This is a genomic window from Burkholderia sp. KCJ3K979, from assembly GCF_016759955.1.
Lineage (GTDB): Bacteria > Pseudomonadota > Gammaproteobacteria > Burkholderiales > Burkholderiaceae > Burkholderia > Burkholderia orbicola.
In genome coordinates this window covers 30,189-54,180 of record NZ_JACFYV010000021.1, presented here as the reverse complement: position 1 = coordinate 54,180, position 23,992 = coordinate 30,189, and the positions used below count along the sequence as shown (strand labels likewise).

Here is a 23,992-nt window from a genome sequence, read left to right as displayed (position 1 = left end):
CAGGAGACGGAATGCCATCATGAACGACACGAATTCAGGGTCGGTGCGCGCGGCGGTGGTCGGCGTCGGCGCGATCGGCGGATTGCTCGCGGCCGCGCTGTCGAGAGCCGGCATGACCGTGAGCGCGTACGCACGCGGCACGACGCTCGACGCGCTGAATACGCACGGCGTGCGCGTGATCGACGAGGCGGGTGCAACCTCGTCGGTGCCGGTGCGGGCAAGCGACGATGCGGCCGCGCTCGGCGTGCAGGACTACGTGGTGATCGCGCTGAAGGCGCAGGCGCTGCCGGCGCTGGCCGCCCGTATTGCGCCGCTGGTCGGCCCCGATACGGTGATCGTCGCGGCGATGAACGGGCTGCCGTGGTGGTTTACGCACGGGCTGGAAGGGGCGATCGACGACGTGCCGCTCGATGCGGTCGATCCGGCCGGCGCGGTGTCGGCCGCATTGCCGCCCGCGCAGGCGATCGGCTGTGTCGTGCACCTGTCGTCGAGTACCGACGCGCCGGGCGTCGTGCGTCGCGGGCGCGGCAACCGGCTGATCGTCGGCACGCCCGATCCGCGGCTCGACGTGGCCACCGCGCGGTTCGCCGCGGCGCTCGCGGCCGGCGGTTTCGACGTCGAGTCGACGCCCGCGATCCGGGCCGAGATCTGGACGAAGCTGTGGGGCAACATGAACATGAACCCGCTGAGCGCGCTGACCGGTTCGACGGCCGAACAGTTGCTCGACGATCCGTTCACACAGGATCTCGCCCTGCGGATGATGGAGGAGGCGGCTGCGATCGGCGCGAAGCTCGGCCTGTCCACGGGGATGAGCAGCCCCGAGCGGATCGCGGTCACGCGCAAGCTCGGCGCATTCAAGACATCGATGCTGCAGGATTTCGAAGCGGGGCGCTCGCTCGAGATCGGGCCGATCCTCGGCGTGTTTCCGGAGCTCGGCCGCAAGCTTGGCGTGCCGACCCCGTACTGCGACGCGGTGCTTGGATTGTTGCGTCAGCGCGCGGCGAACAGCGGGTTGTAGCGCGTGCGAGGCTGCTGAATACCAGCCATCGGCACGGCGACAATGGGTGCGTCACGCGATGCCGCCGCATGATGCAAAACGGGCCGCCCGGACCGCGCGTGGCGCGACTCGGGCGACCCGTCTGATTCGTCGGATCAATGCTGCCCGCGGCACTCGGCCGTCCGGCGATGCCGGGGCCGACGCGCGGCTCAGTCGTCGCGCTCGGTCGCGTGCGCGACGACCTTGTCGAGCAGCCGCTCGAACGTCTGGCGTTCGCTGTCGGACAGGCATGCGAGCAAGCCGTCGTTCCACTTGCGCACGATCGGCATGATCTTGCGATGCAGCGCGCGGCCGTCGGTGGTCAGCGCGATCAGCACGATCCGGCCGTCTTCGTCGCTCGCGCTGCGCTCGAGCAGCCCCTGGCGCAGCAGCGCTTCGGCTGCGCGGCTGGCCTGGCTTTTGTCGAGATTGGTGTGGCGCGCGAGATCCATGATCGAGAACGGGCCGAATGCGCCGACGGCGGCGATCACGCGCGCCTCGGGCAGCGAGATGTCGAGCTTGTGCCGGTACACCTCGCCGATCCCGCGGTCGGAACGCTTCGTGAGCGCATGGAGGCGATAGGTCAGAAACTGATCGAGCCCGGCTTGACGGCCTTTCATGTCGAATCCTGAAGAAAAAGGGCGGGCCCGATTGTTCCTGTATCGCGCGCTCGGGTCAACGGTCAGTGTGCACCGTACTTCAGGCGTGTCAACTGTTCCGCTTCGTTCGCGAGCAGGTTGGCCGCGTCGCGGATCGCGACGTCGAGCGTGATCGGCCCGGGAGCCGGCGAAAAGCAGCCGGAGAAATGCTCGGACAGGCGCGGCAGCGCGGCCGGGTCGATCGCGCCGGACAGCAGCGACGCGGGTACGCCGGCGGCCCGCGCGTGCCGGCAGGCGATGAACGGCGCCTTGCCGTGCAGCGTCTGCACGTCCGAGCGGCCTTCGCCGGTGATCAGCCAGTCGGCGCCGGCCAGTGCGGCGTCGAGCCCGACCTGGCGTGCCACCACTTCGGCACCGGCCTCGAAGCGTGCGCCGAGCATGTGCAGCGCGAAACCGAGGCCGCCGGCGGCGCCTGCGCCCGGCAGCTCGCGGCTGCGGCGGTCGAGCGCGGCTTCGAGCAGGTCGGCGAAGCGGGCGAGGGCCGCATCGAGGGGCGCGACCTGTGCGGCCGTCACGCCCTTTTGCGGGCCGAACACGGCGGTGGCGCCATGCGCGCCCGTCAGCGGATTGTCGACGTCGGACATGCCGACGAATTCCGTTTCCTTCAGGCGCGGGTCGAGCTCCGACGCGTCGATGCGCGCGATGTCGGCGAGCCGTGACGGCACCGGCTCGACCGGCTGGCCGTCGGCGTCGAAGCACTGCAGGCCGAGGCCCGCGAGCAGCCCGGCACCGGCGTCGTTGGTGCTGCTGCCGCCGAGCGCGACGAAGAAGCGGCGCACGCCGTCGTCGAGCAGCGCGCGGATCGCCTCGCCCATCCCGCGCGTGCTGCGCGCGTCGACCGGCACGCTCATGCCGACCGGGTCGGTAATCCCGACGATCTCGGCCGTCTCGACGATCGCGGTGCGCGCATCGATCACGCCGACCGCCGCATCGCGTGCCGCCAGCGACGCGCCGGCCACCCGCAACGTGCGCCGCGTGCCGCCGCCCGCCAGCATCGCGTCGAGCGTGCCTTCGCCGCCGTCCGCCATCGGGCAGCAGCGCACGACCGCGTCGGGCCGGGCGCGGCGAATGCCGGTGGCGATCGCGTCCGCGACCTGCTCGGCGGAAAGCGAGCCTTTGAACGAATCGGGCGCGATGACGACGACAGGCGCGGACGGGTGGTGCGGCATGGTGTCTCCGGAAGGCGTGATTGGTGTGAAGAATGGGTGGTCGAGCCACGAGGGTGGCTCACACGCTATCGGAGCTTACAGGATGGCGGGCCCGGGGTGGATACGCCGTTCGGCATAGCCGCGATCCGCGTGCATGGCCGTGCATCGGGCCGTCGGCAGGGCGGGGACACATGCGTGTCGTGCTGATCTGGCGGTACGAGGAAAATTGTTTGCTAGAATAGTCGATTCTTCCGGCCAAAGCCGTGCTCCGAGCCGCTTGCGCTAGCCATCCGGCGCGTGCAGGGATGGCGTGGCGCTCCGGCGCGGCGTGTGAGTGTGCGCACCTCACGCTGCAGGCAGGCACGGCAAGGAAAACCCGATTCGCTCGAATAATTTTAGGACGATTGAAGCCATGGCTAACGTTGTTGAGAACCTCGGCAAGCTTGAACGCCGTGTGACGATTTCTTTGCCGAAAGACACCGTGCAGAAGGAAATCGATGCCCGCATCCAGAAACTCGCGAAGACCGTGCGCATGCCGGGTTTCCGCCCGGGCAAGGTGCCGCTGAAGATGGTCGCCCAGCAATACGCGGGTCAGGTCGAAGCCGAAGTGCTGAGCGACAAGATCGGCCAGGAATTCTTCACGGTCAGCCGCGCGGAGAACCTGCGCGTCGCCGGCCAGCCGAGCTTCGAGCCGAAGCAGGAGCAAGCCGAGGACGCATACGCGTTCGACGCGACGTTCGAGGTCTACCCGGAAGTGAAGATCGGCGATCTGGCGACGGCTGAAGTCGAGCGCTCGACCACGTCGATCGGCGACGCCGAAATCGACCGCACGCTGGACATCCTGCGCAAGCAGCGCGTGCACTATCACGCACGCGGCGAAGCCGGCGAGCACGGCGACGGCGGCGAGGACACCGCGGCGAAGAACGGCGACCGCGTGACGGTCGACTTCGTCGGCAAGATCGACGACGTCGCGTTCCAGGGCGGCACGGCCGAAGATTTCCCGTTCGTGCTCGGCGAAGGCCGCATGCTGCCGGAATTCGAAACGGCGGCGCTGGGCCTGAAGGTCGGCGAACAGCGTACGTTCGACCTCAAGTTCCCGGATGACTACCACGGCAAGGACGTCGCCGGCAAAACGGCGCAGTTCACGGTCACGATGAAGAAGATCGAGTGGCCGCACCTGCCGGAAATCGACGCGGAATTCGCGAAGTCGCTCGGCATCGAAGACGGCGACCTCACGAAGATGCGCGCCGAGATCAAGGAAAACCTCGAGCGCGAAGCGAAGCGTCGCACGCAGTCGATCGTCAAGAACCAGGTGATGGACGCGCTGCTGAAGATTTCCGAACTCGACGTGCCGAAGGCGCTGATCGAGCAGGACCAGCAACGTCTCGTCGAAATGGCTCGCCAGGATCTGGCGCAGCGCGGCGTGCCGAACGCGAAGGACGCACCGATCCCGGCCGAGATGTTCGCCGAGCAGGCAGAGCGCCGCGTGAAGCTGGGCCTCGTGCTGGCTGAACTCGTGAAGGCGAACGGCCTCGAAGCGAAGCCGGAACAGATCCGCGCGGAAGTCGACGAGTTCGCGAAGAGCTACGAAGACCCGAAGGAAGTGGTCCGCTGGTATTATTCCAACCAGCAGCGCCTCGCCGAGATGGAAGCGTTCGTCGTTGAAAGCAACGTCGTCGATTTCGTGCTGGGCAAGGCCAAGGTGACGGACAAGGAAGTGAGCTTCGAGGCACTCGCGAGCGCATCGGCGCAAGCGTAAGTGTCGCTCTAGCGGCGTGCCGGCTGTCGGAGCGACGGCCCGCACGCCGTTTTTACGTCAAGCGCACGGTTGCCATTAATATGGCGATTGAGCGGGCGGCTTCCTTCCGTTCAATTTTCCATTCGAACAAGGTTCATTGAATGATCACTCGCGCTGAATTGCTGGACATGCTTGCTTCGAACGCGCCGCAGGGTTTCGAGGCGCAAGCGCTGGGGCTGGTGCCGATCGTCGTCGAAACGAGCGGCCGCGGCGAGCGTTCGTACGATATCTATTCGCGTCTCCTGAAGGAGCGCCTGGTGTTCATGGTCGGCGAAGTGAACGACCAGACCGCCAACCTCGTGGTCGCGCAATTGCTGTTCCTCGAGAGCGAGAATCCCGACAAGGACATCAGCCTCTACATCAACAGCCCGGGCGGCTCGGTGTCGGCCGGGATGGCGATCTACGACACGATGCAGTTCATCAAGCCGGACGTGTCGACCCTGTGCATGGGCCTGGCGGCCAGCATGGGCGCGTTCCTGCTCGCGTCGGGCGCGAAGGGCAAGCGCTTCGCGCTGCCGAATTCGCGCGTGATGATTCACCAGCCGCTCGGCGGCGCGCGCGGCCAGGCATCCGACATCGAGATCCAGGCACGCGAGATCCTCTACCTGAAGGAACGGCTGAACAACCTGCTCGCGCAACACACGGGCCAGGACGTCGAACGCATCGCGCGCGACACCGACCGTGATAACTTCATGTCGAGCGAGGACGCGAAGGCGTACGGGCTGATCGATCAGGTGTTGTTGAAGCGCCCGTGAGTTTAAACGGGGTGCCGCCCCGATTCGGGCCGGCGCCCTCAAACGTCCCGAGTGCCCTGAGCATCTGCGGCAAGCGCATCCAGCCGGCTCCGGTCGCGCCCTAGGCGCGGCGTTCGGAGCAATCGGCGTATCATGTCATTTACCTGTCCGGAGGCTCTACATTCATGGCGGACAAAAAAGGTTCGAACAGCGAGAAGCTGTTGTATTGCTCGTTTTGCGGGAAAAGCCAGCATGAGGTGAAAAAACTCATCGCGGGCCCGTCGGTGTTCATCTGCGATGAATGTATCGACCTCTGCAACGAAATCATTCGCGACGAGGCGGCTGCCGCCGGCGTCGAGGCCAGCCTGTCCCGGTCGGATCTGCCGAGCCCGCAGGAAATTCGCGACATCCTCGATCAGTACGTGATCGGCCAGGAGCGCGCGAAGAAAATCCTCGCGGTGGCCGTGTACAACCACTACAAGCGCCTGAAGCATCTCGACAAGAAGGACGACGTCGAGCTGTCGAAGAGCAACATCCTGCTGATCGGCCCGACGGGCTCCGGCAAGACGCTGCTCGCGCAGACGCTCGCGCGGTTGCTCAACGTGCCGTTCGTGATCGCCGACGCGACGACGCTGACCGAAGCCGGCTACGTCGGCGAGGACGTCGAGAACATCATCCAGAAGCTGTTGCAGAACTGCAACTACGAGGTCGACAAGGCCCAGCGCGGGATCGTCTACATCGACGAAATCGACAAGATCAGCCGCAAGTCGGACAACCCGTCGATCACGCGCGACGTGTCGGGCGAGGGCGTCCAGCAGGCGCTGCTGAAGCTCGTCGAGGGCACGATGGCGTCGGTGCCGCCGCAGGGCGGCCGCAAGCACCCGAACCAGGATTTCATCCAGGTCGACACGACCAACATCCTGTTCATCTGCGGCGGCGCGTTCGACGGTCTCGAAAAAGTGATCACCGATCGTACCGAGAAGACCGGCATCGGCTTCGGCGCGACGGTCAAGAGCAAGCAGGAACGCGACGCGGGCGAGGTGCTGCGCGAAACGGAACCGGAAGACCTGATCAAATTCGGTCTGATCCCCGAATTGATCGGCCGTCTGCCGGTGGTCGCGACGCTCGGCAAGCTCGACGAAGCTGCGCTGATGAAGATCCTGGTCGAGCCGAAGAATGCGCTCGTCAAGCAGTATCACAAGCTGTTCGCGATGGAGCGCGTCGAGCTGGAGATCCGGCCGGGCGCGTTGCAGGCAGTCGCCCGTAAGGCGATCCGCCGCAAGACCGGCGCGCGCGGTTTGCGTTCGATCATCGAACAGGCATTGCTCGACGTGATGTACGAGCTGCCGACGATGAAAGGGGTCAGCAAGGTCATCATCGACGAGAACGTCATCGATGGGGACGGCAAGCCCTTGCTGATCTACGAGGACACGCCGAAGGTGGCGGGTTCGAACTGACCGGCTTGCCGACGATGTTCAGCGAAAAAGGCCGTTCATGAGTCCGTGGGCGGCTTTTTTTCGTTTATCTTGTGGGTAACTCTGACTCGACACGCGGTGGTTACTTTCTTACCGAATATTTCCCGCACTTGAAGGCTTGCAATTCGTTGTGGCGGCCTCAATTACCGAACAATTGATTCCACTCATGGGGAAATGAAATGTCAGGCACCCAACTTCTCCCGCCGGAACGCATCACGCTCCCGCTGCTGCCGCTGCGGGACGTCGTCGTTTTCCCGCACATGGTCATTCCGCTCTTCGTGGGCCGGCCGAAATCGATCAAGGCCCTCGAAGCAGCGATGGAAGGCGGCAAGCACATCATGCTCGTCGCCCAGAAAACCGCGGCCAAGGACGAACCGACCGAAAAGGACATGTACGAGGTCGGTTGTATCGCCAACATCCTGCAGATGCTGAAGCTGCCGGACGGCACCGTGAAGGTGCTCGTCGAGGGCCTGCAGCGCGCGAAGGCATTGTCGATCGAAGAACAGGAGACGCAGTTCTCCTGCGAAGTGATGCCGCTCGAGCCCGATCATGCGGACAGCGCCGAAACGGAAGCGCTGCGCCGTGCGATCGTGTCGCAGTTCGACCAGTACGTGAAGCTGAACAAGAAGATCCCGCCGGAAATTCTTACGTCGCTGTCGGGCATCGATGAAGCAGGCCGTCTCGCCGACATGATCGCCGAGCGCCTGCCGCTGAAGCTCGACCAGAAGCAGCACATCCTCGAGATGTTCCCGGTCATCGAGCGCCTCGAGCACCTGCTCGCGCAACTCGAAGCCGAGATCGACATCCTGCAGGTCGAAAAGCGCATCCGCGGGCGCGTGAAGCGCCAGATGGAAAAGAGCCAGCGCGAGTACTACCTGAACGAACAGGTCAAGGCGATCCAGAAGGAACTGGGCGAAGGCGAGGAAGGCGCGGATCTCGAGGAGCTCGAGAAGCGCATCAACGCCGCGCGCATGCCGAAGGAAGCCAAGAAGAAGGCCGACGCCGAGCTGAAGAAGCTGAAGCTGATGTCGCCGATGTCGGCGGAAGCGACCGTCGTGCGCAACTACATCGACACGCTGATCGGCCTGCCGTGGCGCAAGAAGAGCAAGGTCAACAACGACCTGTCGAACGCCGAGCAGGTGCTCGACGAGGATCACTTCGGCCTCGAGAAGGTCAAGGAACGGATCCTCGAGTATCTCGCGGTGCAACAGCGCGTGGACAAGGTCAAGGCGCCGATCCTGTGCCTCGTCGGGCCTCCGGGCGTCGGCAAGACCTCGCTCGGCCAGTCGATCGCCCGTGCGACGAACCGCAAGTTCGTCCGGATGGCGCTCGGCGGCGTGCGTGACGAAGCCGAGATCCGCGGCCACCGCCGTACGTACATCGGTTCGATGCCGGGCAAGATCCTGCAAAGCCTCGCGAAGGTCGGCGTGCGCAATCCGCTCTTCCTGCTCGACGAAGTCGACAAGATGGGCATGGATTTCCGCGGCGATCCGTCGTCGGCGCTGCTCGAAGTGCTCGATCCGGAACAGAACCACACGTTCGCCGACCACTACATCGAAGTCGACTTCGACCTGTCGGACGTGATGTTCGTCGCGACGTCGAACTCGCTGAACATCCCGCCGCCGCTGCTCGACCGGATGGAAGTGATCCGTCTGTCGGGCTACACGGAAGACGAGAAGGTCAGCATTGCCCAGCGTTACCTGCTGCCGAAGCAGAAGAAGAACAACGGGCTGAAGGACGGCGAGATCGAGGTCACCGAGCAGGCGATCCGCGACATCATCCGCTACTACACGCGCGAAGCCGGTGTGCGTTCGCTCGAGCGGGAAGTGTCGAAGATCTGCCGCAAGGTCGTGAAGATGCTGCTGCTGAAGAAGGCATCGGGCGCGATCAAGGTCGATGGCGAGAACCTCGACACGTTCCTCGGCGTGCGCAAGTACGACTTCGGCCTCGCGGCGAAGGAAAACCAGGTCGGTCAGGTGACGGGCCTCGCGTGGACGGAAGTCGGCGGCGACCTGCTGACGATCGAAGCCGCGGTGATGCCGGGCAAGGGCAACGTGATCCGTACGGGTTCGCTCGGCGACGTGATGAAGGAGTCGGTCGAGGCTGCGCGTTCGGTCGTGCGCTCGCGTTCGCGTCGTCTCGGCATCAAGGACGAAGCGTTCGAGAAGCAGGACATCCACATCCACGTGCCGGAAGGCGCGACGCCGAAGGACGGTCCGTCCGCCGGCGGTGCGATGACGACCGCGCTGGTGTCGGTGCTGACGGGTATTCCCGTGCGGGCCGACGTCGCGATGACGGGCGAAATCACGTTGCGTGGCGAAGTGCTGCCGATCGGCGGGCTGAAGGAAAAGCTGCTGGCTGCGCATCGCGGCGGCATCAAGCTCGTGCTGATTCCGGAAGAGAACGTGAAGGATCTCGCGGACATTCCGGACAACGTGAAGAACGCGATCGAGATCGTGCCGGTCCGCTGGATCGACAAGGTGCTGGAGCTCGCGCTCGAGCGTTCGCCGACGCCGCTGCCGCCGGAAGAAGAAGCGAAGGCTGCGGCGCCGGTCGGTGAGGCCGCGAAGGATGCGGGCTCGACGGAAGTCGTCAAGCACTGAGACCCAGAGCACCGTCGTTGCTGACGGTTGTTCACGAAACCCGCGGCGGTGTCCGCGGGTTTTTTATGCGCAGCGCAATCGTGCGAGCGCGTGGGTTAAAAAATTCACGCGCAGGCTTGGCAAAATGATCGGGGATGAATTAAACTTGCGGGCTCGCTGATTGTTGATGCGCAAACGCAGATCGCAGTCAGAACGAATCGGAAACGGGTGCTTAGCTCAGCTGGTAGAGCGGCGCCCTTACAAGGCGTAGGTCGGGGGTTCGAACCCCTCAGCACCCACCAGTTTCCCGATTCAGCCAGACCAAGGAGCGGTAGTTCAGTCGGTTAGAATACCGGCCTGTCACGCCGGGGGTCGCGGGTTCGAGTCCCGTCCGCTCCGCCAAACAAACAACAATGCCCGCCTTGTGCGGGCATTGTTGTTTGTGCGTTCGGTTTGTGCCCGCTGCCAGGCGCGTGACTGCGGAGTGAAGGAAGCGCCTGCGTTTTATCCCGTCCCACCCCGTATGTTGTAATATCGGTCGTTTTGTCCAATTTACCCGTCACGCATGCTCGATTTCTTCCGTAATCACCAGCGCCTGATGATGGCGCTCCTGCTCCTGATCGTGTTGCCGGGGCTGGGTTTCGTCGGGATCCAAGGTTTCCGCGGTTTCTTCGACGACAGTGCGAACGTCGCGGCAGTCAACGGGCACAAGATCACGCGGGTCGAATTCGACGGCGCGTTCCGCCAGCAGATCGACCAGGCGCGCCAGGCGCTCGGCGGGCAGTTCGACATCAAGATGTTCGACACGCCCGAACATCGCAAGCAGGTGCTCGACGGCCTGATCCAGCAACGCGTGCTGGCCGACGAGACGCAGCGTCTGCACCTGACCGCATCCGACAACGCGGTGCGCGACGCGCTGATGAGCGACCCGATGATCGCGTCGCTGAAGAAGCCCGACGGCACGATCGACGTCGAACGCTATGCGCAGCTGCTGTCGTTCCAGGGGATGACGCCCGAGCAGTACCAGGAGCGCGTGCGCTACAGCCTGTCGCTGCAGCAGATTCCGGCCAGCATCGTGTCGAGCGCGTTCACGCCGAAGAGCCTCGCGCAACGCCTGTCCGAACTCGCCGCGCAGCAGCGTGAAGTGCAGGCGCTCGTGTTGAAGACGAGCGACTTCGCAGCGAAGGTCCAGCCGACCGACGCGCAGCTCACCGCGTACTACGACGCGCACAAGCAGAGCTTCGCGACGCCGGAAACCGCGACGATCCAGTACCTCGTCTATTCGCCGGCCGCCGCGGCCGCGAGCGCGCAGCCGACCGAAGCGGACATCAAGAAGTTTTACGACGACAACCCGACGCACTTCCGTACCGAAGCGCAGGTGCGCGTGAGCCACATCTTCATCGCCGCGCCGGGCAGCGCCAGCGCGGCCGACAAGGCAGCAGCAAAGGCGAAGGCCGAGCAACTGCTGGCCGACGTGAAGGCGCATCCGGACCAGTTCGCGCAGATTGCACAGAAGAGCTCGCAGGACGCGCCGTCGGCGGCGAAGGGCGGCGACCTCGGCTTCATCACGCGCGGCTCGACCGCGGGCGGCAAGGCGTTCGACGATGCCGCGTTCTCGCTCAAGCAGGGCGACGTGAGCGGTATCGTGCAGTCGGATCTCGGTTTTCACATCCTGAAGGCGACCGAAGTGAAGCCGGCGATCGTCAAGCCGTTCGCGGAAGTGAAGGACCAGATCGCGGTCGACCTGAAGCAGCAGTACGCATCGAAGGCGTTCTCGGACAACGCGGAGGGCTTCACGTCGACCGTCTACGAAAAGGCGAAGACGCTGCAGCCGGCCGCGGACAAGTACAAGCTGACGATTCAGACGGCCACCGTCACGCCGACGCCGAATCCGCAACTGCCGCCGACGAGTCCGTTGAACAATCCGAAGTTCCTGGCCGCCGTGTTCGCGAACGACGCGGTGAAGAACCAGAACAACACGCAGGCGATCGACGTCGGCAACAACACGCTAATCTCGGCGCGCGTGACCGAGCACAAGCCGGCCGCGGTGCCCGCGCTCGACGCGATCAAGGACGTCGTGCGCCAGAAGGTCATCGCCGAGCAGGCCGCGGAACTCGCGAAGAAGGACGGTGCAGCGAAGCTGGCCGAGCTGCAGAAGTCGAAGTCGACCGACGGGTTCGCGGCTGCGCAGAAGGTGTCGCGCACGCAATCGCAGGGCCTGACGCCGGCTGCGCTGAGCGCCGTCTACAAGGTTGATGCGAAGACACTGCCGGCTTACGTCGGGGTCGATCTCGGCGCGGACGGTTATGCGATCTATCGCGTGAACGCGGTGATCCCGGGTTCGGCGGTCGATCCGCAGCAATTGGCGGCCGCGCAGCAGCAGATGGCGCAGGTCGATGCGCAGAGCGAAGGCGAGGCGTACCTCGCCGCGCTGCGCGATCGTTCGAAGGTCAAGCTGTATGGCAGCACGACGGCCAGCCAGCAGCAGGACGGCGACAACTGAGCCTCGTTTCGCCCGCAACCATCAAAAAGCCCCGCTCGAAGCGGGGCTTTTTGTTTTCCGACGCTCGGCTGCGATCAGCCGTGCGGCTTGCCGAGCAACGGCTTCAGTGCCGGCCACACATTGTCGAGCAGGATGCCCTGCGCCTGCTGCGCGGGATGCATCTGGTCGGCCTGGAACAGCTCGGGCTTGTTCTCGATGCCGGCCAGCAGGAACGGCACGAGCGGCACGCCGAGGTCTTTCGACAGCCGTGTATAGACTGCGTGGAACTTCTGCGTGTAGTCCGGGCCGTAATTGGGTGGCACGTACATGCCGACCAGCACGACCTTCGCCCGCGCGCGCTGCGCACTGGCGATGATGTCGCGCAGGTTCTGCTCGGTCGTCGCGAGCGGCACGCCGCGCAGCGCGTCGTTCGAACCGAGTTCGACGACGACGATCGACGGCTTGAGCCGCTGCAGTACCGCGGGCAGCCGCGCACGGCCGCCGCTCGTGGTGTCGCCGCTGACGCTGGCGTTCGCGACGCTATAATCGATTCGCTCGGTCGTGAGCCGTTGCCGCAGCAGCGCCACCCAGCCGGTGTCGCGCGGCAATCCGTATTCGGCCGAGAGACTGTCGCCGAGCACGACGATCACGGGCGGGCTCGATGCCGGCGCCGTCGCGGCGCGTGCGGGCACGGTGACGGCCAGCAGGGTGCCCAGCAGCGCGGCGGCCGCCGCGCGTCTTTTCCAGCGAAATGTCGTGTCCATGTTCAAGATTACCGATCCGATCATCGAAGTCCATGACGTGTGCAAGCGGGTTGCCGATGCAACGGGCGAGCTGACGATCCTCGACGGCATCACGTTCGCCGTGCAGCCGGGCAGCAGCCTCGCGATCGTCGGCGCGTCGGGGTCGGGCAAATCGACGCTGCTTGGCCTGCTTGCAGGGTTGGACAGCGCGACGAGCGGCACGGTTCGCCTGCTCGGCCGCGCGCTCGACCAGCTCGACGAGGACGAACGCGCGGCGCTGCGCAACGGCGCGGTCGGCTTCGTATTCCAGTCATTCCAGTTGATGCCGCATCTGACGGCGCTCGAGAACGTGATGCTGCCGCTCGAACTGCAGGGCGGCATCAGCGCACGCGATGCGGCCGACCGCGCGCGGGCGCTACTCGTGCAGGTCGGTCTCGGCGAACGCACCGCGCATTATCCGAAGCTGCTGTCGGGCGGCGAACAGCAGCGTGTCGCGCTCGCCCGCGCGTTCGTCACGCGCCCGGCGATCCTGTTCGCCGACGAGCCGACCGGCAGTCTCGACGCGGCAACCGGCCACGCGGTCATCGACCTGACGTTCGAACTGAACCGCACGCACGGCGCGACGCTCGTGCTCGTCACGCACGACGCGGAACTCGCGCGCCGCTGCGCAACGACGGTCGCCATCGACGCGGGGCGCATCGTCGCGCCGCACGCGGCATCGCGCAACGCGTGAATGGTCGTGCCGGCCGCGTAGAGTGGATCGCGCGGCCGGCATGGGCATGACGCCGTTGCGTCAGTGCTTCAACGCTTGAGCGCCGCGCGGGCGCGCTCGATCAGCGCCGTGGTCGACGAGTCGTGCTTCGCCGGATCGACCGATTCGGCCGACAGGTCGGCTTCGACCACCTTGCCGAGAATCTTGCCGAGCTCGACGCCCCACTGGTCGAACGGATTGATGTCCCACACCGTCGCCTGCACGAGCACCTTGTGCTCGTAAAGCGCGATCAGCGCGCCGAGCGTGCGCGGTGTCAGCGCATCGACGAGCAGCGTCGTGGTCGGGCGGTTGCCGGGGAACGTCAAGTGCGGCGCGAGCGCTTCCTTGCCGGGCCCGGCGACCTTGCGCGCTTCCTCGAGCGTGCGGCCGAGCATCAGCGCCTCGCTCTGCGCGAAGCAGTTCGCGAGCAGCTTCGGATGATGGCTCGCGAGCGGATGCTCGGGCGTCAGCACCGCGATGAAGTCGATCGGCACGATCGTCGGCCCTTGGTGCAGCATCTGGAAGAACGCGTGCTGGCCGTTGGTGCCCGGCTCGCCCCACGTGACGGCCGACGTCGGGTAGTCGACGAAGGTGCCGTCCAGGCGCGCGGATTTGCCGTTGCTCTCCATTTCGAGCTGCTGGAGGTACGACGGCAGGTAGTGCAGCGCTTCCGAATACGGCGCGACGAGATAGCTCTGCGAGCCGAAGAAATTCCGGTACCAGATGCCAATCAGGCCGAGCAGCACCGGCAGGTTGCGCTCGAGCGGCGCTTCGCGGAAGTGACGGTCCATGTCGTTCGCGCCGGCCAGCAGTTCGTCGAACTGTTCGGGGCCGATCGCGATCATGATCGACAGGCCGACCGCCGACCACAGCGAATAGCGGCCGCCGACCCAGTCCCACATTTCGAACACGTTGTCCGCGGCGATGCCGAACTTCACGACTTCGGCCGGGTTCGCCGACACGCCGACGAAGTGTTTCGCGAGCGCATCTTCGGGGCAGCCGCGCGCGACGAACCAGTCGCGCAGCGAGCGTGCGTTCGTCATCGTCTCGAGCGTCGTGAAGGTCTTCGACACGATGATCGCGAGCGTTTCCTCGGGATCGACCTGTTCGAGCACGCGCGCGAGATCGGCGCCGTCGACGTTCGACACGAAGTGCGTCGAGATCTCGGGCGTCGCGACGTGGTGCAGCGCATGCACGACCATCTTCGGGCCGAGATCGGAGCCGCCGATGCCGATGTTGATCACGTGGCGGATGCGCTTGCCCGTATAGCCCGTCCACGTGCCGCTGCGTACGGCGCGCGCGAACGTCGCCATCTTCGCGCGCTCGGCGCTCACCTGCGCATGGAACGGAGCTTGCGGGTCGGTCGCGCGCAGCGCGGTGTGCAGCGCGGCGCGGCCTTCGGTCGGGTTGACGATCTCGCCCGCGAACATCGCGTCGCGGCGCGCCTCGACGCCGGCGTCGCGCGCGAGCTGCACGAGCAGGCGCAGCGTTTCGTCGTCGATGCGGTTCTTCGAGAAATCGGCCGCGAGACCGCCGCCCGGAATCGTGAAGCGTTCGGCGCGGGTCGGCGCGCGATCGTTTTCCGGCGCGAACCAGTCGCGCAGCCGCGCGTGGCGGATCTGTTCGAAGTGGGATTGAAGGGCAGTCCAGGCGGGGAGCGATTTCAGCGTCATGGCGGTTCGAGTGAAGCGTGAATCGGGAGGAATGCCGCGCCGGCTCATCGGGATCGGAAAGCCGGCGGACGAGAAGGCCCGCCGTGCGGCGGGGCAGTCAGTATAGCGGCGTTACGTGTCGGCGCGCGGCGACGGGTAAAAAAGGCGATTGATCAGCGTGCGTACCATCGGCGCGAGCTCGCCGGCGGTGAGCCCGGCCGGCCCGGTGCCGTTCGCGGTCAGCGTGTCGGCCGCGAGACCGTGCAGGTAGACGCCGGCCAGCGCGGCTTCGTACGGCGCGACCCGCTGCGCCAGTAGTGCGCCGATCAGGCCGCCGAGCACGTCGCCGGTGCCGCCGGTGGCGAGCGCTGCGTTGCCGGTCGGGTTGATCGTCACGCGGCCGTCGGGCGCGGCAATCACCGTGCCCGAGCCTTTCAGCACGACGATGGCCGCGTAACGTGCGGCGAGTGCCTGTGCGGCGGCGACGCGATCGCGCTGTACCGAGGCCGTGTCGCCGCCGAGCAGGCGCGCGGCTTCGAGCGGATGCGGCGTCAGCACGCACGGATTGCCGCGCGCGCCGCGCGTGGCGACGGCGGCCGCGAGGTCCGCGTGCGTCGCGACGAGGTTCAGCGCGTCGGCATCGAGCAGCGTCGCGATGTCGTGCGCGAGCACGTCGCGCACCAGCGTCGCCGCGGCTTCGCGTGTGCCGAGCCCGCAACCGGCCGCGAGCGCGGTCATCGTGCCGAGGTCGAGCGTGTCGGCCGGATGCAGCATCAGTTCGGGGAAGGGCGGATCGTACGGCGGCGCGCCTGCGCCGAGGAAGCCGACGTGCACCTTGCCGGCGCCCGCGAACAGCGCGGCGCGGGCGGCGAGGATCGGCGCGCCGCACATGCCCGTGTCGCCGCCGAGCACCGCGAGGCTGCCGTACGTGCCCTTGTGGGACGCGAAGGCGCGCGCGGGCAGCGCCGCGGCGAACCGCGCGGGCGCGTTCAGCACGATGGCCGGCGCGGCGGGCGGCGTGACGTCGAGCGACGCGACGTGGATCTCGCCGGCGAGATCGCGGCCATCGCCCGTGTAGAGGCCGGGCTTCGCGCCGATGAAGGTGAGCGTGTGGGTGGCCGCGACGGCGACGCCCGCGCCGACGATCCGGCCCGTGTCGCTGTCGAGCCCGCTCGGCACGTCGAGCGCGAGCACGCGGCCGCCGCCGCGCGCATGGGCGGCGATGCGTGCGGCCTGCTCGGCGAACGCGCCGTCGAGCGCGCGGCCGAGACCGATGCCGAACAGCCCGTCGACGACCCACGCGTAACCATCCAGCGACGCGGGCGGGGTAGCCGACAGCGGCACGCCGGCCGAGCGCGCGAGACCGAGCGCCCATTGCGCGTCGTCCGGCTTGACCGGTACCGGCATCCACGCATGCGTCGCGACGCCGAGTTGCTGGAGCTGCGCGGCGGCGACCAGTGCGTCGCCGCCGTTGTTGCCGGGGCCGACCGCGAACCAGACGGGGCGATCGTCGCCGGCGACGCGCTCGGACAGCCAGCGCGCGGCGGCGGCGCCGGCGCGGCCCATCAGCGTGTGCGGCGGCAGCGCGGCGGTGGCGTCGGCTTCGGCGGCGCGCAGGTCGACGACGCGCAAGAGCGCGATCGGATCGGAATCGGGAAGCGGGCGGGTAACGGTCATCGCGGGATCGTGGCGGCTGGCAAGGATGCCGCCACGAGTCGGCCCGCGGCGGTCAGGTCGTGAAGCGGCCGGCGCTCAGCGCGGCGAGCGTGTCGGCGGGCCAGTGCTGGACGTTGCCGCCCAGATAGTCGGTCACCACTTTAGCAGACCCGCACGCGAGGCCCCAGCCGGCCGGGCCATGGCCGAAATTGACGAACACGCGCGGATGCGGGGTCGGACCCACGACGGGCAGGCCGTCCGGCGACAGCAGTTGCATGCCTTGCCACGACAGCGCGGCCGAAATCTTCGCGGCGCCGGGCACCCAGTCGTGGACGGCCTGGCCGAGCAGCGCGAGCGCGGCCTCGGACAGCGGCTCGGCGAGCGGCTTCGCGGTATCGGCGAGGCTCTGGAGCACGGCGCCGCCGCCGATACGCAACCGCTGGTGGGTACGCGTGATCGAAATCCGCTTAATCGCATCGACGACGCTCAGGTGCGGTGCGTGTTCTTCGTACGCGACAGGCGCGGTGAGCGTATGGGTGCGGACCGGATGCAGCGGCAAGCGCCAGCCGAGCCGTTCGAGCAGCGGGAGGCTGCCCGCGCCGGCGGCGACCACGATCGCGTCGGCGGACATCACGTCGACCTCGCGCGCCTTCGCCGTGCTCCCGTTGCCCGGCGGCACGAGCTCGACCGCCGCGCGGCCGTTGTCGATGCGGATCGCGGCGACGTCCGCGCCGAAGCGGAACTGCACGCCGTGCTCGTCGAGCGTCTGCTTGACCAGTTTCGCGAACAGCGGGCAGTTGCCGGTGCGCTCGGTTTCGAGCAGCACGCCGCCGGCAAAGCTGGGCTCCGCCGGCACCGACGGTTCGAGCGCCGCGCATTCGTCGGCGCTGAGGAGGCGGTACGGCTGGTCGAGCGTGCGCAGCAGGTCGAGCGCGGGCTGCAGCGCCTCCCAGTCGCGTGGATCGCGCACGACGTGCAGGATGCCGGGTTTCTGCTCGAATTCGAGCTCGAGGCGCGCCTCGATATCGGCGAGCGTGTCGCGCGACACGTCGATCAGGGGGCGCAGCCGCGCGTACTGCGCGGCGAACGCGTCGGGCTCGCGCAGCGTGCCGAGCTGCTTGACGAAGCGGCGCACGCCGCCGTTGAAGCCCGGCTTGTAGACGATGCCGCTGTCGCGCGGCTGGCGCTGGCGCATGAACGTCGGGCCGAACCAGACGTCGAGCGGGCTCGGCAGCAGCGCGCCGCCGTCGCCGTAGGTCGCGCCTTGCGCGACGGTCGCGTGGCGTTCGACCACGCACACGCGATGGCCGGCCGCGCGCAGCTGGTAGGCGGTGGCGACGCCGCTGATTCCGCCGCCGATGACGATGACATCCATGGATTGCTTCGATGACGGGCGGCGCGCACGCCGCCCGGTGAGAATTCGCTGAGGGCCCGGGCCCGGTGAACCCGGAATGATAGCGCCAAAAGTGCGCGAGCCGGCGCCGGCCGAGCATGGGTCGTGCGGTTGCGCGACGGCGGCCGGGCGCGCGGGCCCTTGGAGGCCGGCCCGGCGGGCGACCGGGCGGGCCGCGCGTCCGGGCACCGTGGCGGTGCACGCGGACTACCGATCGGCCGGTCTTGGGCGGCCGACTTCCGGGTATAATTACGGCCTTCCTTTCGCCCCACGTCGCCACCTCGCGCGACTCATCGACGTCAGTCCAGCCCATGGCTCACTTCTCGTGTTTTCCCGGCGCTTCGGCCCTCTCCGATTTCCGTCAAACCCGTCTGCTCGACACGCTCAGGCAAATCGACGCCAACATCGTCGCGGTGCGCGGCCAGTTCCTGCACTTCGTCAATGCGGCCGAGCCGCTGTCGGCCGACGACAGCGCGCGCATCGATGCGCTGATGCACTACGGCGCGCCGTTCCAGCCGGCGGGCGAGAAGGGCGCGACCGAGACCTTCGTCGTGCTGCCGCGCTTCGGTACGGTTTCGCCGTGGGCGAGCAAGGCGACCGACATCGCGCAGCACTGCGGCCTCACGCAGGTGCGCCGCATCGAGCGCGGCGTCGAATTCACGGTCACGCTGAAGTCGGGCCTGCTCGGCGGCAAGAAGGCGCTGTCGGACGACGCGCGCGCGGCCGTCGCGGCTGCACTGCATGACCGGATGACCGAAAGCGTGGTCGCGGCGCGCGACGACGCGAAGCACCTGTTCGACGAACTGCCGGCCAAGCCGCTCGCGACCGTCGACGTGCTGGGCGTCGGCCGCGGCGCGCTGGAGCGCGCGAACGTCGAGCTGGGCCTCGCGCTCGCCGACGACGAGATCGACTACCTGGTCGACGCGTTCCGCAAGCTCGAACGCAACCCGACCGACGTCGAACTGATGATGTTCGCGCAGGCGAACAGCGAACACTGCCGCCACAAGATCTTCAACGCGCAGTGGACGATCGACGGCGAAGCGCAGGACATGTCGCTGTTCGCGATGATCCGCAACACCGAGAAGCTGAGCCCGCAGGGCACCATCGTCGCGTATTCGGACAACTCGTCGATCATGGTCGGCGCCGAAGCCGAGCGCTGGTTCCCGCGCAAGACGGGCGCGGCCGGCGAGCCGGGTGAACGTTATGGCCGCCACACCGAGCTCACGCACACGCTGATGAAGGTCGAGACGCACAACCACCCGACGGCGATCTCGCCGTTCCCGGGGGCGGCGACCGGCGCGGGCGGCGAGATCCGCGACGAAGGCGCGACGGGCCGCGGCGCGCGTCCGAAGGCCGGCCTCACGGGCTTCACCGTGTCGAACCTCGACCTGCCCGACGCCCGCCAGCCGTGGGAAAACGCACGTGACGCCGCGCAGCCGGTGGCCGAGCGCAACCCGAACGAGCAGCACGGCCCGTACGGCCGTCCGGACCGCATCGCGTCGCCGCTGCAGATCATGATCGACGGCCCGCTCGGCGGCGCCGCGTTCAACAACGAATTCGGCCGCCCGAACCTCGGCGGCTATTTCCGTGTGTACGAGCAGAACGTCGGCGGCACGGTGCACGGCTATCACAAGCCGATCATGATCGCGGGCGGCCTCGGCAACATCGCGGATCAGCACACGCACAAGCACGACGTGCCGGCTGGCTCGTTGCTGATCCAGATCGGCGGCCCCGGCATGCGGATCGGCATGGGCGGCGGCGCCGCGAGCTCGATGGCGACCGGCGCGAACACGGCCGAACTCGACTTCGACTCGGTGCAGCGCGGCAACCCGGAAATCGAGCGTCGCGCGCAGGAAGTGATCAACGGCTGCTGGCAGCTCGGTGCGGAAAACCCGATCCTGAGCATCCACGACGTCGGCGCGGGCGGCCTGTCGAACGCATTCCCCGAAATCGTCGACGGCGCGGGCAAGGGCGCGCGCTTCGAACTGCGCAAGGTCGCGCTCGAGGAATCGGGCCTGTCGCCGCGCGAAATCTGGTCGAACGAGGCGCAGGAGCGCTACGTGCTGGCGATCGCGCCGGCCGACCTGCCCCGCTTCGAGGCGATCTGCGCGCGAGAGCGCTGCCCGTTCGCGGTGGTCGGTGTCGCGACCGACGAACGCCAGCTGAAGCTCGTCGACGACGAAGCGACGGGCGCCGACGAATACCCGGTCGACATGCCGATGGAAGTGCTGCTCGGCAAGCCGCCGCGCATGCACCGCGACGTCGTGCGCGTCGCGACCGAGCGTGCGCCGGTCGACGTGACGGGCATCGCGCTGTCGGCCGTCGCGCTCGACGTGCTGAAGCACCCGACGGTCGGCAGCAAGTCGTTCCTGATCACGATCGGCGACCGTTCGGTCGGCGGTACGTCGGTGCGCGACCAGATGGTCGGCCCGTGGCAGGTGCCGGTGGCCGACTGCGCGATCACCGCGCTCGACTACGCGAGCTTCAAGGGCGAGGCGATGACGATGGCCGAGCGCACGCCGCTCGCCGTGATCGATGCGCCGGCATCGGGCCGCATGGCCGTCGGCGAAGCGATCACGAACATCGCGAGCGCGCCGATCGCGTCGCTCGACAAACTGAAGCTGTCGGCGAACTGGATGGCCGCGTGCGGCACGGCTGGCGAGGACGCCGCGCTGTTCGACACGGTCAAGGCGATCGGCATGGAGCTGTGCCCGGCGCTCGGGATCGGCATCCCGGTCGGCAAGGACTCGCTGTCGATGAAGACGAAGTGGGACGAGCAGGGCGTCGCGAAGGAAGTGGTGTCGCCGGTGTCGCTGATCATCTCCGCGTTCGCGCCGGTCGAGGACGTGCGCCGTCATCTCACGCCGCAACTGCGCCGCGTGGCCGACGCGGGCGACACCGTGCTGATCGCGATCGATCTCGGCCGCGGCAAGAACCGGATGGGTGGCAGCATCTTCGCGCAGGTCACCCAGCAGGTCGGCGACACGACGCCGGACGTCGACGACGCGGAAGACCTGAAGCGCTTCTTCAACGCGATCCAGTCGCTCAATGCGCAGGACAAGCTGCTCGCGTACCACGACCGTTCGGACGGCGGCCTCTGGGCGACGGTGTGCGAAATGGCGTTCGCGGGCCATGCGGGCGTGTCGCTGAACGTCGACATGCTGACGCTCGACCCGAACCACGAATCCGACTACGGCGACGCGAAGGACTGGGCGAAGCAGACGAGCGGCCTTCGCGACGACCGCACGCTGCGCGCGCTGTTCTCCGAAGAGCTCGGCGCTGTCGTGCAGGTGCGCGCATCCGACCGCGATGCGGTGCTCGGCGCGCTGCGCGAATTCGGCCTGTCGACGTGTTCGCACGTGATCGGCTCGGTCAACGATCGCGACGTGATCGAGGTGTACCGCGACGCGAAGAAGATCTTCGATGCGCCGCGTGCCGAACTCCATCGCGCATGGAGCGAAGTGAGCTGGCGCATCGCGCGCCTGCGCGACAACCCGGCCTGCGCGGATGCCGAATACGACGCGCTGCTCGACGCGGCCGATCCGGGCCTCTCGCCGGTGCTCACGTTCGATCCGGCCGACGACATCGCCGCGCCGTTCATCGCGACGGGCGCACGGCCGCGCGTCGCGATCCTGCGCGAGCAGGGCGTGAACTCGCATCTGGAAACCGCGTACGCGTTCGACCGCGCAGGCTTCGACGCGCACGACGTGCACATGAGCGACCTGCTCGCCGGCCGCGCGACGCTGGCCGATTTCGCGGGTGCGGTGGCGTGCGGCGGCTTCTCGTACGGCGACGTGCTGGGCGCGGGCGAAGGCTGGGCGAAGACGATCCGTTTCAACGCGAACCTTGCCGACATGTTCTCGGCGTTCTTCGCGCGTCCCGATACGTTCGCCCTCGGTATCTGCAACGGCTGCCAGATGCTGTCGAGCATCGCGTCGATGATCCCGGGCGCGGAAGCGTGGCCGAAGTTCACGCGCAACAAGTCCGAGCAGTTCGAGGCGCGCTTCTCGTTCGTCGAGGTGGAGAAGTCGCCGTCGATCTTCTTCGCGGGGATGGAAGGCTCGCGGATTCCGGTCGCGGTCGCGCACGGCGAAGGCTACGCGGACTTCTCGCAGCAGGGCGACATCGACCGCGTCGCGGTCGCGATGCGCTACGTCGACCACCGCGGCGAAGCGACCGAACGCTATCCGTTCAACCCGAACGGGTCGCCGGCCGGCATCACGTCGGTCACGACGGCCGACGGCCGCTTCTCGGTGCTGATGCCGCACATGGAGCGCGTGCATCGCACGGTCACGATGAGCTGGCACCCGGAAGGCTGGGGTGAAGCGAGCCCGTGGCTGCGCGTGTTCCGCAACGCGCGCCGCTGGATCGGCTGATCGGATGATGTTCGACCCGAACGCGCCGGTCGAGGTCGTCACGCTGCGTGACGAACGGGCGAGCGAGGCCGACGCAATCGGCCGCGTGATCCGGGCGGCGTTCGCGGGCGGGCCGCAGGGCGGCGAGTTCGAACAGCGCATTGTCGACACGCTGCGCGCGGACGGTGCGCTGAGCGTATCGCTCGTCGCGGAGCGCGACGGGCGTATCGTCGGGCACGTCGCGTTCTCGCCGGTCGCGATCGGCGGCGAGCCGGCCGGCAGCCGGCAGTGGTACGGGCTTGCACCGCTCGCGGTGCGGCCCGATTGCCAGCGGCAAAGCATCGGCGCGGGGCTCGTGCGCACGGGGCTCGATGCGTTGCGGCGGCTCGGCGCGCGCGGCTGCGTGGTGCTCGGCGAGCCCGCGTATTACGCTCGCTTCGGGTTCGAGCCGCGCGGCGACATCGTGTTTCCGGGCGTGCCGCCCGAGTATTTCCTCGCGCTGCCGTTCGACGAATCGGCGCCGCTGCCGGCGGGCGACGTGCGTTATCACGATGTGTTTTATCCCGCCGCGTAGCGAACGCCGCAGGCGGGTAACACCTGGTATGGGAAAGCCGCTCTTCGGAGCGGTTTTTTATTGCGCGTCGTCCAATCGCCGTCGCATCGCGAGACGCATATTCGCGCGCGCCAAAAGAAAAAGCCGCTCCGAAGAGCGGCTTTTCGATGCGCGTATGACGCGCGCCGGCGTTACTGGATCTTCGCCTGCTGACGCAGACCTTCCTCGAACGCCTGCAGCTTCTGCTGCACGAGCTGCTGCGCGATCTGCGCCTTCACCTGGTCGAACGGCGGCGGTGCGATGTCGCGGATGTCGTCGACGCGGATGATGTGCCAGCCGAACTGCGTCTTCACCGGCGCGTCGGTCATCTGGCCTTTCTGCAGCTTCTGCGCGGCTGCCGCGAATTCCGGCACGTACGCCTTCGGGTCGGACCAGTCGAGATCGCCGCCGTTCTTGCCCGAACCCGGGTCCTTCGAGTATTGCTTCGCGAGGTCCTCGAACTTCGCGCCGCCCTTGATCTTCGCGATCAGGTCCTTCGCCTGCTGCTCGTTGTCGACGAGGATGTGGTGCAGGTGGTACTCGCGGTTGCCGCCCACGCCCTTGACGAGTTCGTCGTAGCGCGCCTTCACTTCGGCGTCGGTCGGCTGGTTCTTCTTCAGGAAGCTCTCGATCATCGAGCGCAGCACGACGGTCTGCTGCGCGACGGCGACTTGCGCCTTCACGTCCGGACGATTCGGGATGCCTTCGCGGATCGCTTCCTGCATCAGGATTTCGCGGTTCACCAGTTCCTGGCGCACGGCCTGCTGCAGTTGTGGGCCGTCGGTCTGGCCTTGCTGGACGAGCTGCGCGACCATCGCGTCGGCGCGCGACTTCGGAATCGGCGTGCCGTTGACGACGGCGATGTTCTGGGCGAATGCCGGTGCCGCTGCAAAAGCAGCCGCCGCGACCCACAGGCGGGGGGATGTCAGGATCATC

16 protein-coding genes and 2 tRNA genes are annotated in these 23,992 nt (G+C 67.3%); 11 read left to right on the top strand and 7 right to left on the bottom strand.

Features of this window, described 5'->3' with window-relative positions:
• Positions 1-19: 19 nt before the first annotated feature.
• The gene (locus H3O04_RS07920; protein ID WP_202587467.1) at positions 20-1,018 is read left to right on the top strand and encodes a 2-dehydropantoate 2-reductase; all 999 of its coding nucleotides are present in this window, start codon (positions 20-22) and stop codon (positions 1,016-1,018) included.
• Between the two features lie 188 nt (positions 1,019-1,206).
• Here the strand turns inward: H3O04_RS07920 and H3O04_RS07915 are convergent, their stop codons facing one another.
• Both H3O04_RS07915 and H3O04_RS07910 read right to left on the bottom strand, forming a co-directional pair.
• Positions 1,207-1,656 carry a MarR family winged helix-turn-helix transcriptional regulator gene (locus H3O04_RS07915; RefSeq protein WP_006478574.1) on the bottom strand — a complete coding sequence of 150 codons (450 nt, stop codon included), beginning with the start codon at positions 1,654-1,656 and terminating at the stop codon, positions 1,207-1,209.
• A 62-nt stretch (positions 1,657-1,718) separates the two neighbouring features.
• Complete coding sequence (locus tag H3O04_RS07910; RefSeq protein ID WP_202587466.1) at positions 1,719-2,864, bottom strand: glycerate kinase; 1,146 nt, start codon at positions 2,862-2,864, stop codon at positions 1,719-1,721.
• Between the two features lie 391 nt (positions 2,865-3,255).
• On the opposite strand from H3O04_RS07910, the gene tig reads away from it, so the two are divergent.
• From tig to H3O04_RS07875, 7 genes are all read left to right on the top strand, one after another.
• Positions 3,256-4,602 carry a trigger factor gene (gene tig, locus H3O04_RS07905; RefSeq protein WP_027809630.1) on the top strand — a complete coding sequence of 449 codons (1,347 nt, stop codon included), beginning with the start codon at positions 3,256-3,258 and terminating at the stop codon, positions 4,600-4,602.
• 140 nt (positions 4,603-4,742) lie between these two features.
• Entirely contained in the window at positions 4,743-5,396 is a 654-nt protein-coding gene (gene clpP, locus H3O04_RS07900) for an ATP-dependent Clp endopeptidase proteolytic subunit ClpP (RefSeq protein ID WP_006496351.1), read from the top strand.
• A 164-nt stretch (positions 5,397-5,560) separates the two neighbouring features.
• Positions 5,561-6,832, top strand: coding sequence for an ATP-dependent Clp protease ATP-binding subunit ClpX (clpX, locus tag H3O04_RS07895; protein WP_006489345.1), 1,272 nt, complete (start codon positions 5,561-5,563; stop codon positions 6,830-6,832).
• Positions 6,833-7,029: 197 nt separating this feature from the next.
• On the top strand, positions 7,030-9,453 hold the full coding sequence (gene lon / locus H3O04_RS07890) for an endopeptidase La (RefSeq protein ID WP_011549610.1): 2,424 nt from the start codon (positions 7,030-7,032) through the stop codon (positions 9,451-9,453).
• A gap of 205 nt (positions 9,454-9,658) precedes the next feature.
• A tRNA-Val gene (locus H3O04_RS07885) sits at positions 9,659-9,734 on the top strand.
• Between the two features lie 23 nt (positions 9,735-9,757).
• A tRNA-Asp gene (locus H3O04_RS07880) sits at positions 9,758-9,834 on the top strand.
• Between the two features lie 163 nt (positions 9,835-9,997).
• Positions 9,998-11,935: a SurA N-terminal domain-containing protein gene (locus H3O04_RS07875; protein WP_027814542.1), complete on the top strand. Its 1,938-nt coding sequence runs from the start codon at positions 9,998-10,000 to the stop codon at positions 11,933-11,935.
• Between the two features lie 74 nt (positions 11,936-12,009).
• Here H3O04_RS07875 and H3O04_RS07870 read toward each other — a convergent pair whose 3' ends face one another.
• Positions 12,010-12,678, bottom strand: coding sequence for an arylesterase (locus tag H3O04_RS07870; RefSeq protein WP_074802555.1), 669 nt, complete (start codon positions 12,676-12,678; stop codon positions 12,010-12,012).
• Between H3O04_RS07870 and H3O04_RS07865 the strand changes: the two genes are divergently transcribed.
• Positions 12,677-13,390 (top strand): ABC transporter ATP-binding protein, encoded by a 714-nt coding sequence (locus H3O04_RS07865; protein ID WP_202587465.1) that lies wholly within the window; start codon positions 12,677-12,679, stop codon positions 13,388-13,390. The genes H3O04_RS07870 and H3O04_RS07865 overlap by 2 nt on opposite strands.
• Before the next feature lie 68 nt (positions 13,391-13,458).
• Here H3O04_RS07865 and pgi read toward each other — a convergent pair whose 3' ends face one another.
• From pgi to H3O04_RS07850, 3 genes are all read right to left on the bottom strand, one after another.
• On the bottom strand, positions 13,459-15,081 hold the full coding sequence (pgi, locus tag H3O04_RS07860; RefSeq protein WP_012328695.1) for a glucose-6-phosphate isomerase: 1,623 nt from the start codon (positions 15,079-15,081) through the stop codon (positions 13,459-13,461).
• Positions 15,082-15,192: 111 nt separating this feature from the next.
• Complete coding sequence (locus H3O04_RS07855; RefSeq protein WP_202587464.1) at positions 15,193-16,737, bottom strand: NAD(P)H-hydrate dehydratase; 1,545 nt, start codon at positions 16,735-16,737, stop codon at positions 15,193-15,195.
• Positions 16,738-16,789: 52 nt separating this feature from the next.
• Positions 16,790-18,091, bottom strand: a complete 1,302-nt coding sequence (locus H3O04_RS07850; RefSeq protein WP_202587463.1) for an FAD-dependent oxidoreductase — start codon at positions 18,089-18,091, stop codon at positions 16,790-16,792.
• Positions 18,092-18,420: 329 nt separating this feature from the next.
• Here H3O04_RS07850 and purL point away from each other — a divergent pair, with 329 nt between their 5' ends.
• Positions 18,421-22,485, top strand: coding sequence for a phosphoribosylformylglycinamidine synthase (gene purL / locus H3O04_RS07845; RefSeq protein ID WP_202587462.1), 4,065 nt, complete (start codon positions 18,421-18,423; stop codon positions 22,483-22,485).
• Between the two features lie 4 nt (positions 22,486-22,489).
• Positions 22,490-23,038, top strand: a complete 549-nt coding sequence (locus H3O04_RS07840; protein WP_202587461.1) for a GNAT family N-acetyltransferase — start codon at positions 22,490-22,492, stop codon at positions 23,036-23,038.
• Between the two features lie 170 nt (positions 23,039-23,208).
• Here H3O04_RS07840 and H3O04_RS07835 read toward each other — a convergent pair whose 3' ends face one another.
• Positions 23,209-23,991, bottom strand: coding sequence for a peptidylprolyl isomerase (locus H3O04_RS07835; RefSeq protein ID WP_175769518.1), 783 nt, complete (start codon positions 23,989-23,991; stop codon positions 23,209-23,211).
• Position 23,992 lies beyond the last annotated feature (1 nt).

What these genes read in the sequence shown, in the direction of transcription:
- H3O04_RS07920 (WP_202587467.1), top strand. Translation starts at nt 20, where the DNA reads ATGAACGACACGAATTCAGGGTCGGTGCGCGCGGCGGTGGTCGGCGTC.
- H3O04_RS07915 (WP_006478574.1), bottom strand. Translation starts at nt 1,656, where the DNA reads ATGAAAGGCCGTCAAGCCGGGCTCGATCAGTTTCTGACCTATCGCCTC.
- H3O04_RS07910 (WP_202587466.1), bottom strand. Translation starts at nt 2,864, where the DNA reads ATGCCGCACCACCCGTCCGCGCCTGTCGTCGTCATCGCGCCCGATTCG.
- tig (WP_027809630.1), top strand. Translation starts at nt 3,256, where the DNA reads ATGGCTAACGTTGTTGAGAACCTCGGCAAGCTTGAACGCCGTGTGACG.
- clpP (WP_006496351.1), top strand. Translation starts at nt 4,743, where the DNA reads ATGATCACTCGCGCTGAATTGCTGGACATGCTTGCTTCGAACGCGCCG.
- clpX (WP_006489345.1), top strand. Translation starts at nt 5,561, where the DNA reads ATGGCGGACAAAAAAGGTTCGAACAGCGAGAAGCTGTTGTATTGCTCG.
- lon (WP_011549610.1), top strand. Translation starts at nt 7,030, where the DNA reads ATGTCAGGCACCCAACTTCTCCCGCCGGAACGCATCACGCTCCCGCTG.
- H3O04_RS07875 (WP_027814542.1), top strand. Translation starts at nt 9,998, where the DNA reads ATGCTCGATTTCTTCCGTAATCACCAGCGCCTGATGATGGCGCTCCTG.
- H3O04_RS07865 (WP_202587465.1), top strand. Translation starts at nt 12,677, where the DNA reads ATGTTCAAGATTACCGATCCGATCATCGAAGTCCATGACGTGTGCAAG.
- H3O04_RS07870 (WP_074802555.1), bottom strand. Translation starts at nt 12,678, where the DNA reads ATGGACACGACATTTCGCTGGAAAAGACGCGCGGCGGCCGCCGCGCTG.
- pgi (WP_012328695.1), bottom strand. Translation starts at nt 15,081, where the DNA reads ATGACGCTGAAATCGCTCCCCGCCTGGACTGCCCTTCAATCCCACTTC.
- H3O04_RS07855 (WP_202587464.1), bottom strand. Translation starts at nt 16,737, where the DNA reads ATGACCGTTACCCGCCCGCTTCCCGATTCCGATCCGATCGCGCTCTTG.
- H3O04_RS07850 (WP_202587463.1), bottom strand. Translation starts at nt 18,091, where the DNA reads ATGGATGTCATCGTCATCGGCGGCGGAATCAGCGGCGTCGCCACCGCC.
- purL (WP_202587462.1), top strand. Translation starts at nt 18,421, where the DNA reads ATGGCTCACTTCTCGTGTTTTCCCGGCGCTTCGGCCCTCTCCGATTTC.
- H3O04_RS07840 (WP_202587461.1), top strand. Translation starts at nt 22,490, where the DNA reads ATGATGTTCGACCCGAACGCGCCGGTCGAGGTCGTCACGCTGCGTGAC.
- H3O04_RS07835 (WP_175769518.1), bottom strand. Translation starts at nt 23,991, where the DNA reads ATGATCCTGACATCCCCCCGCCTGTGGGTCGCGGCGGCTGCTTTTGCA.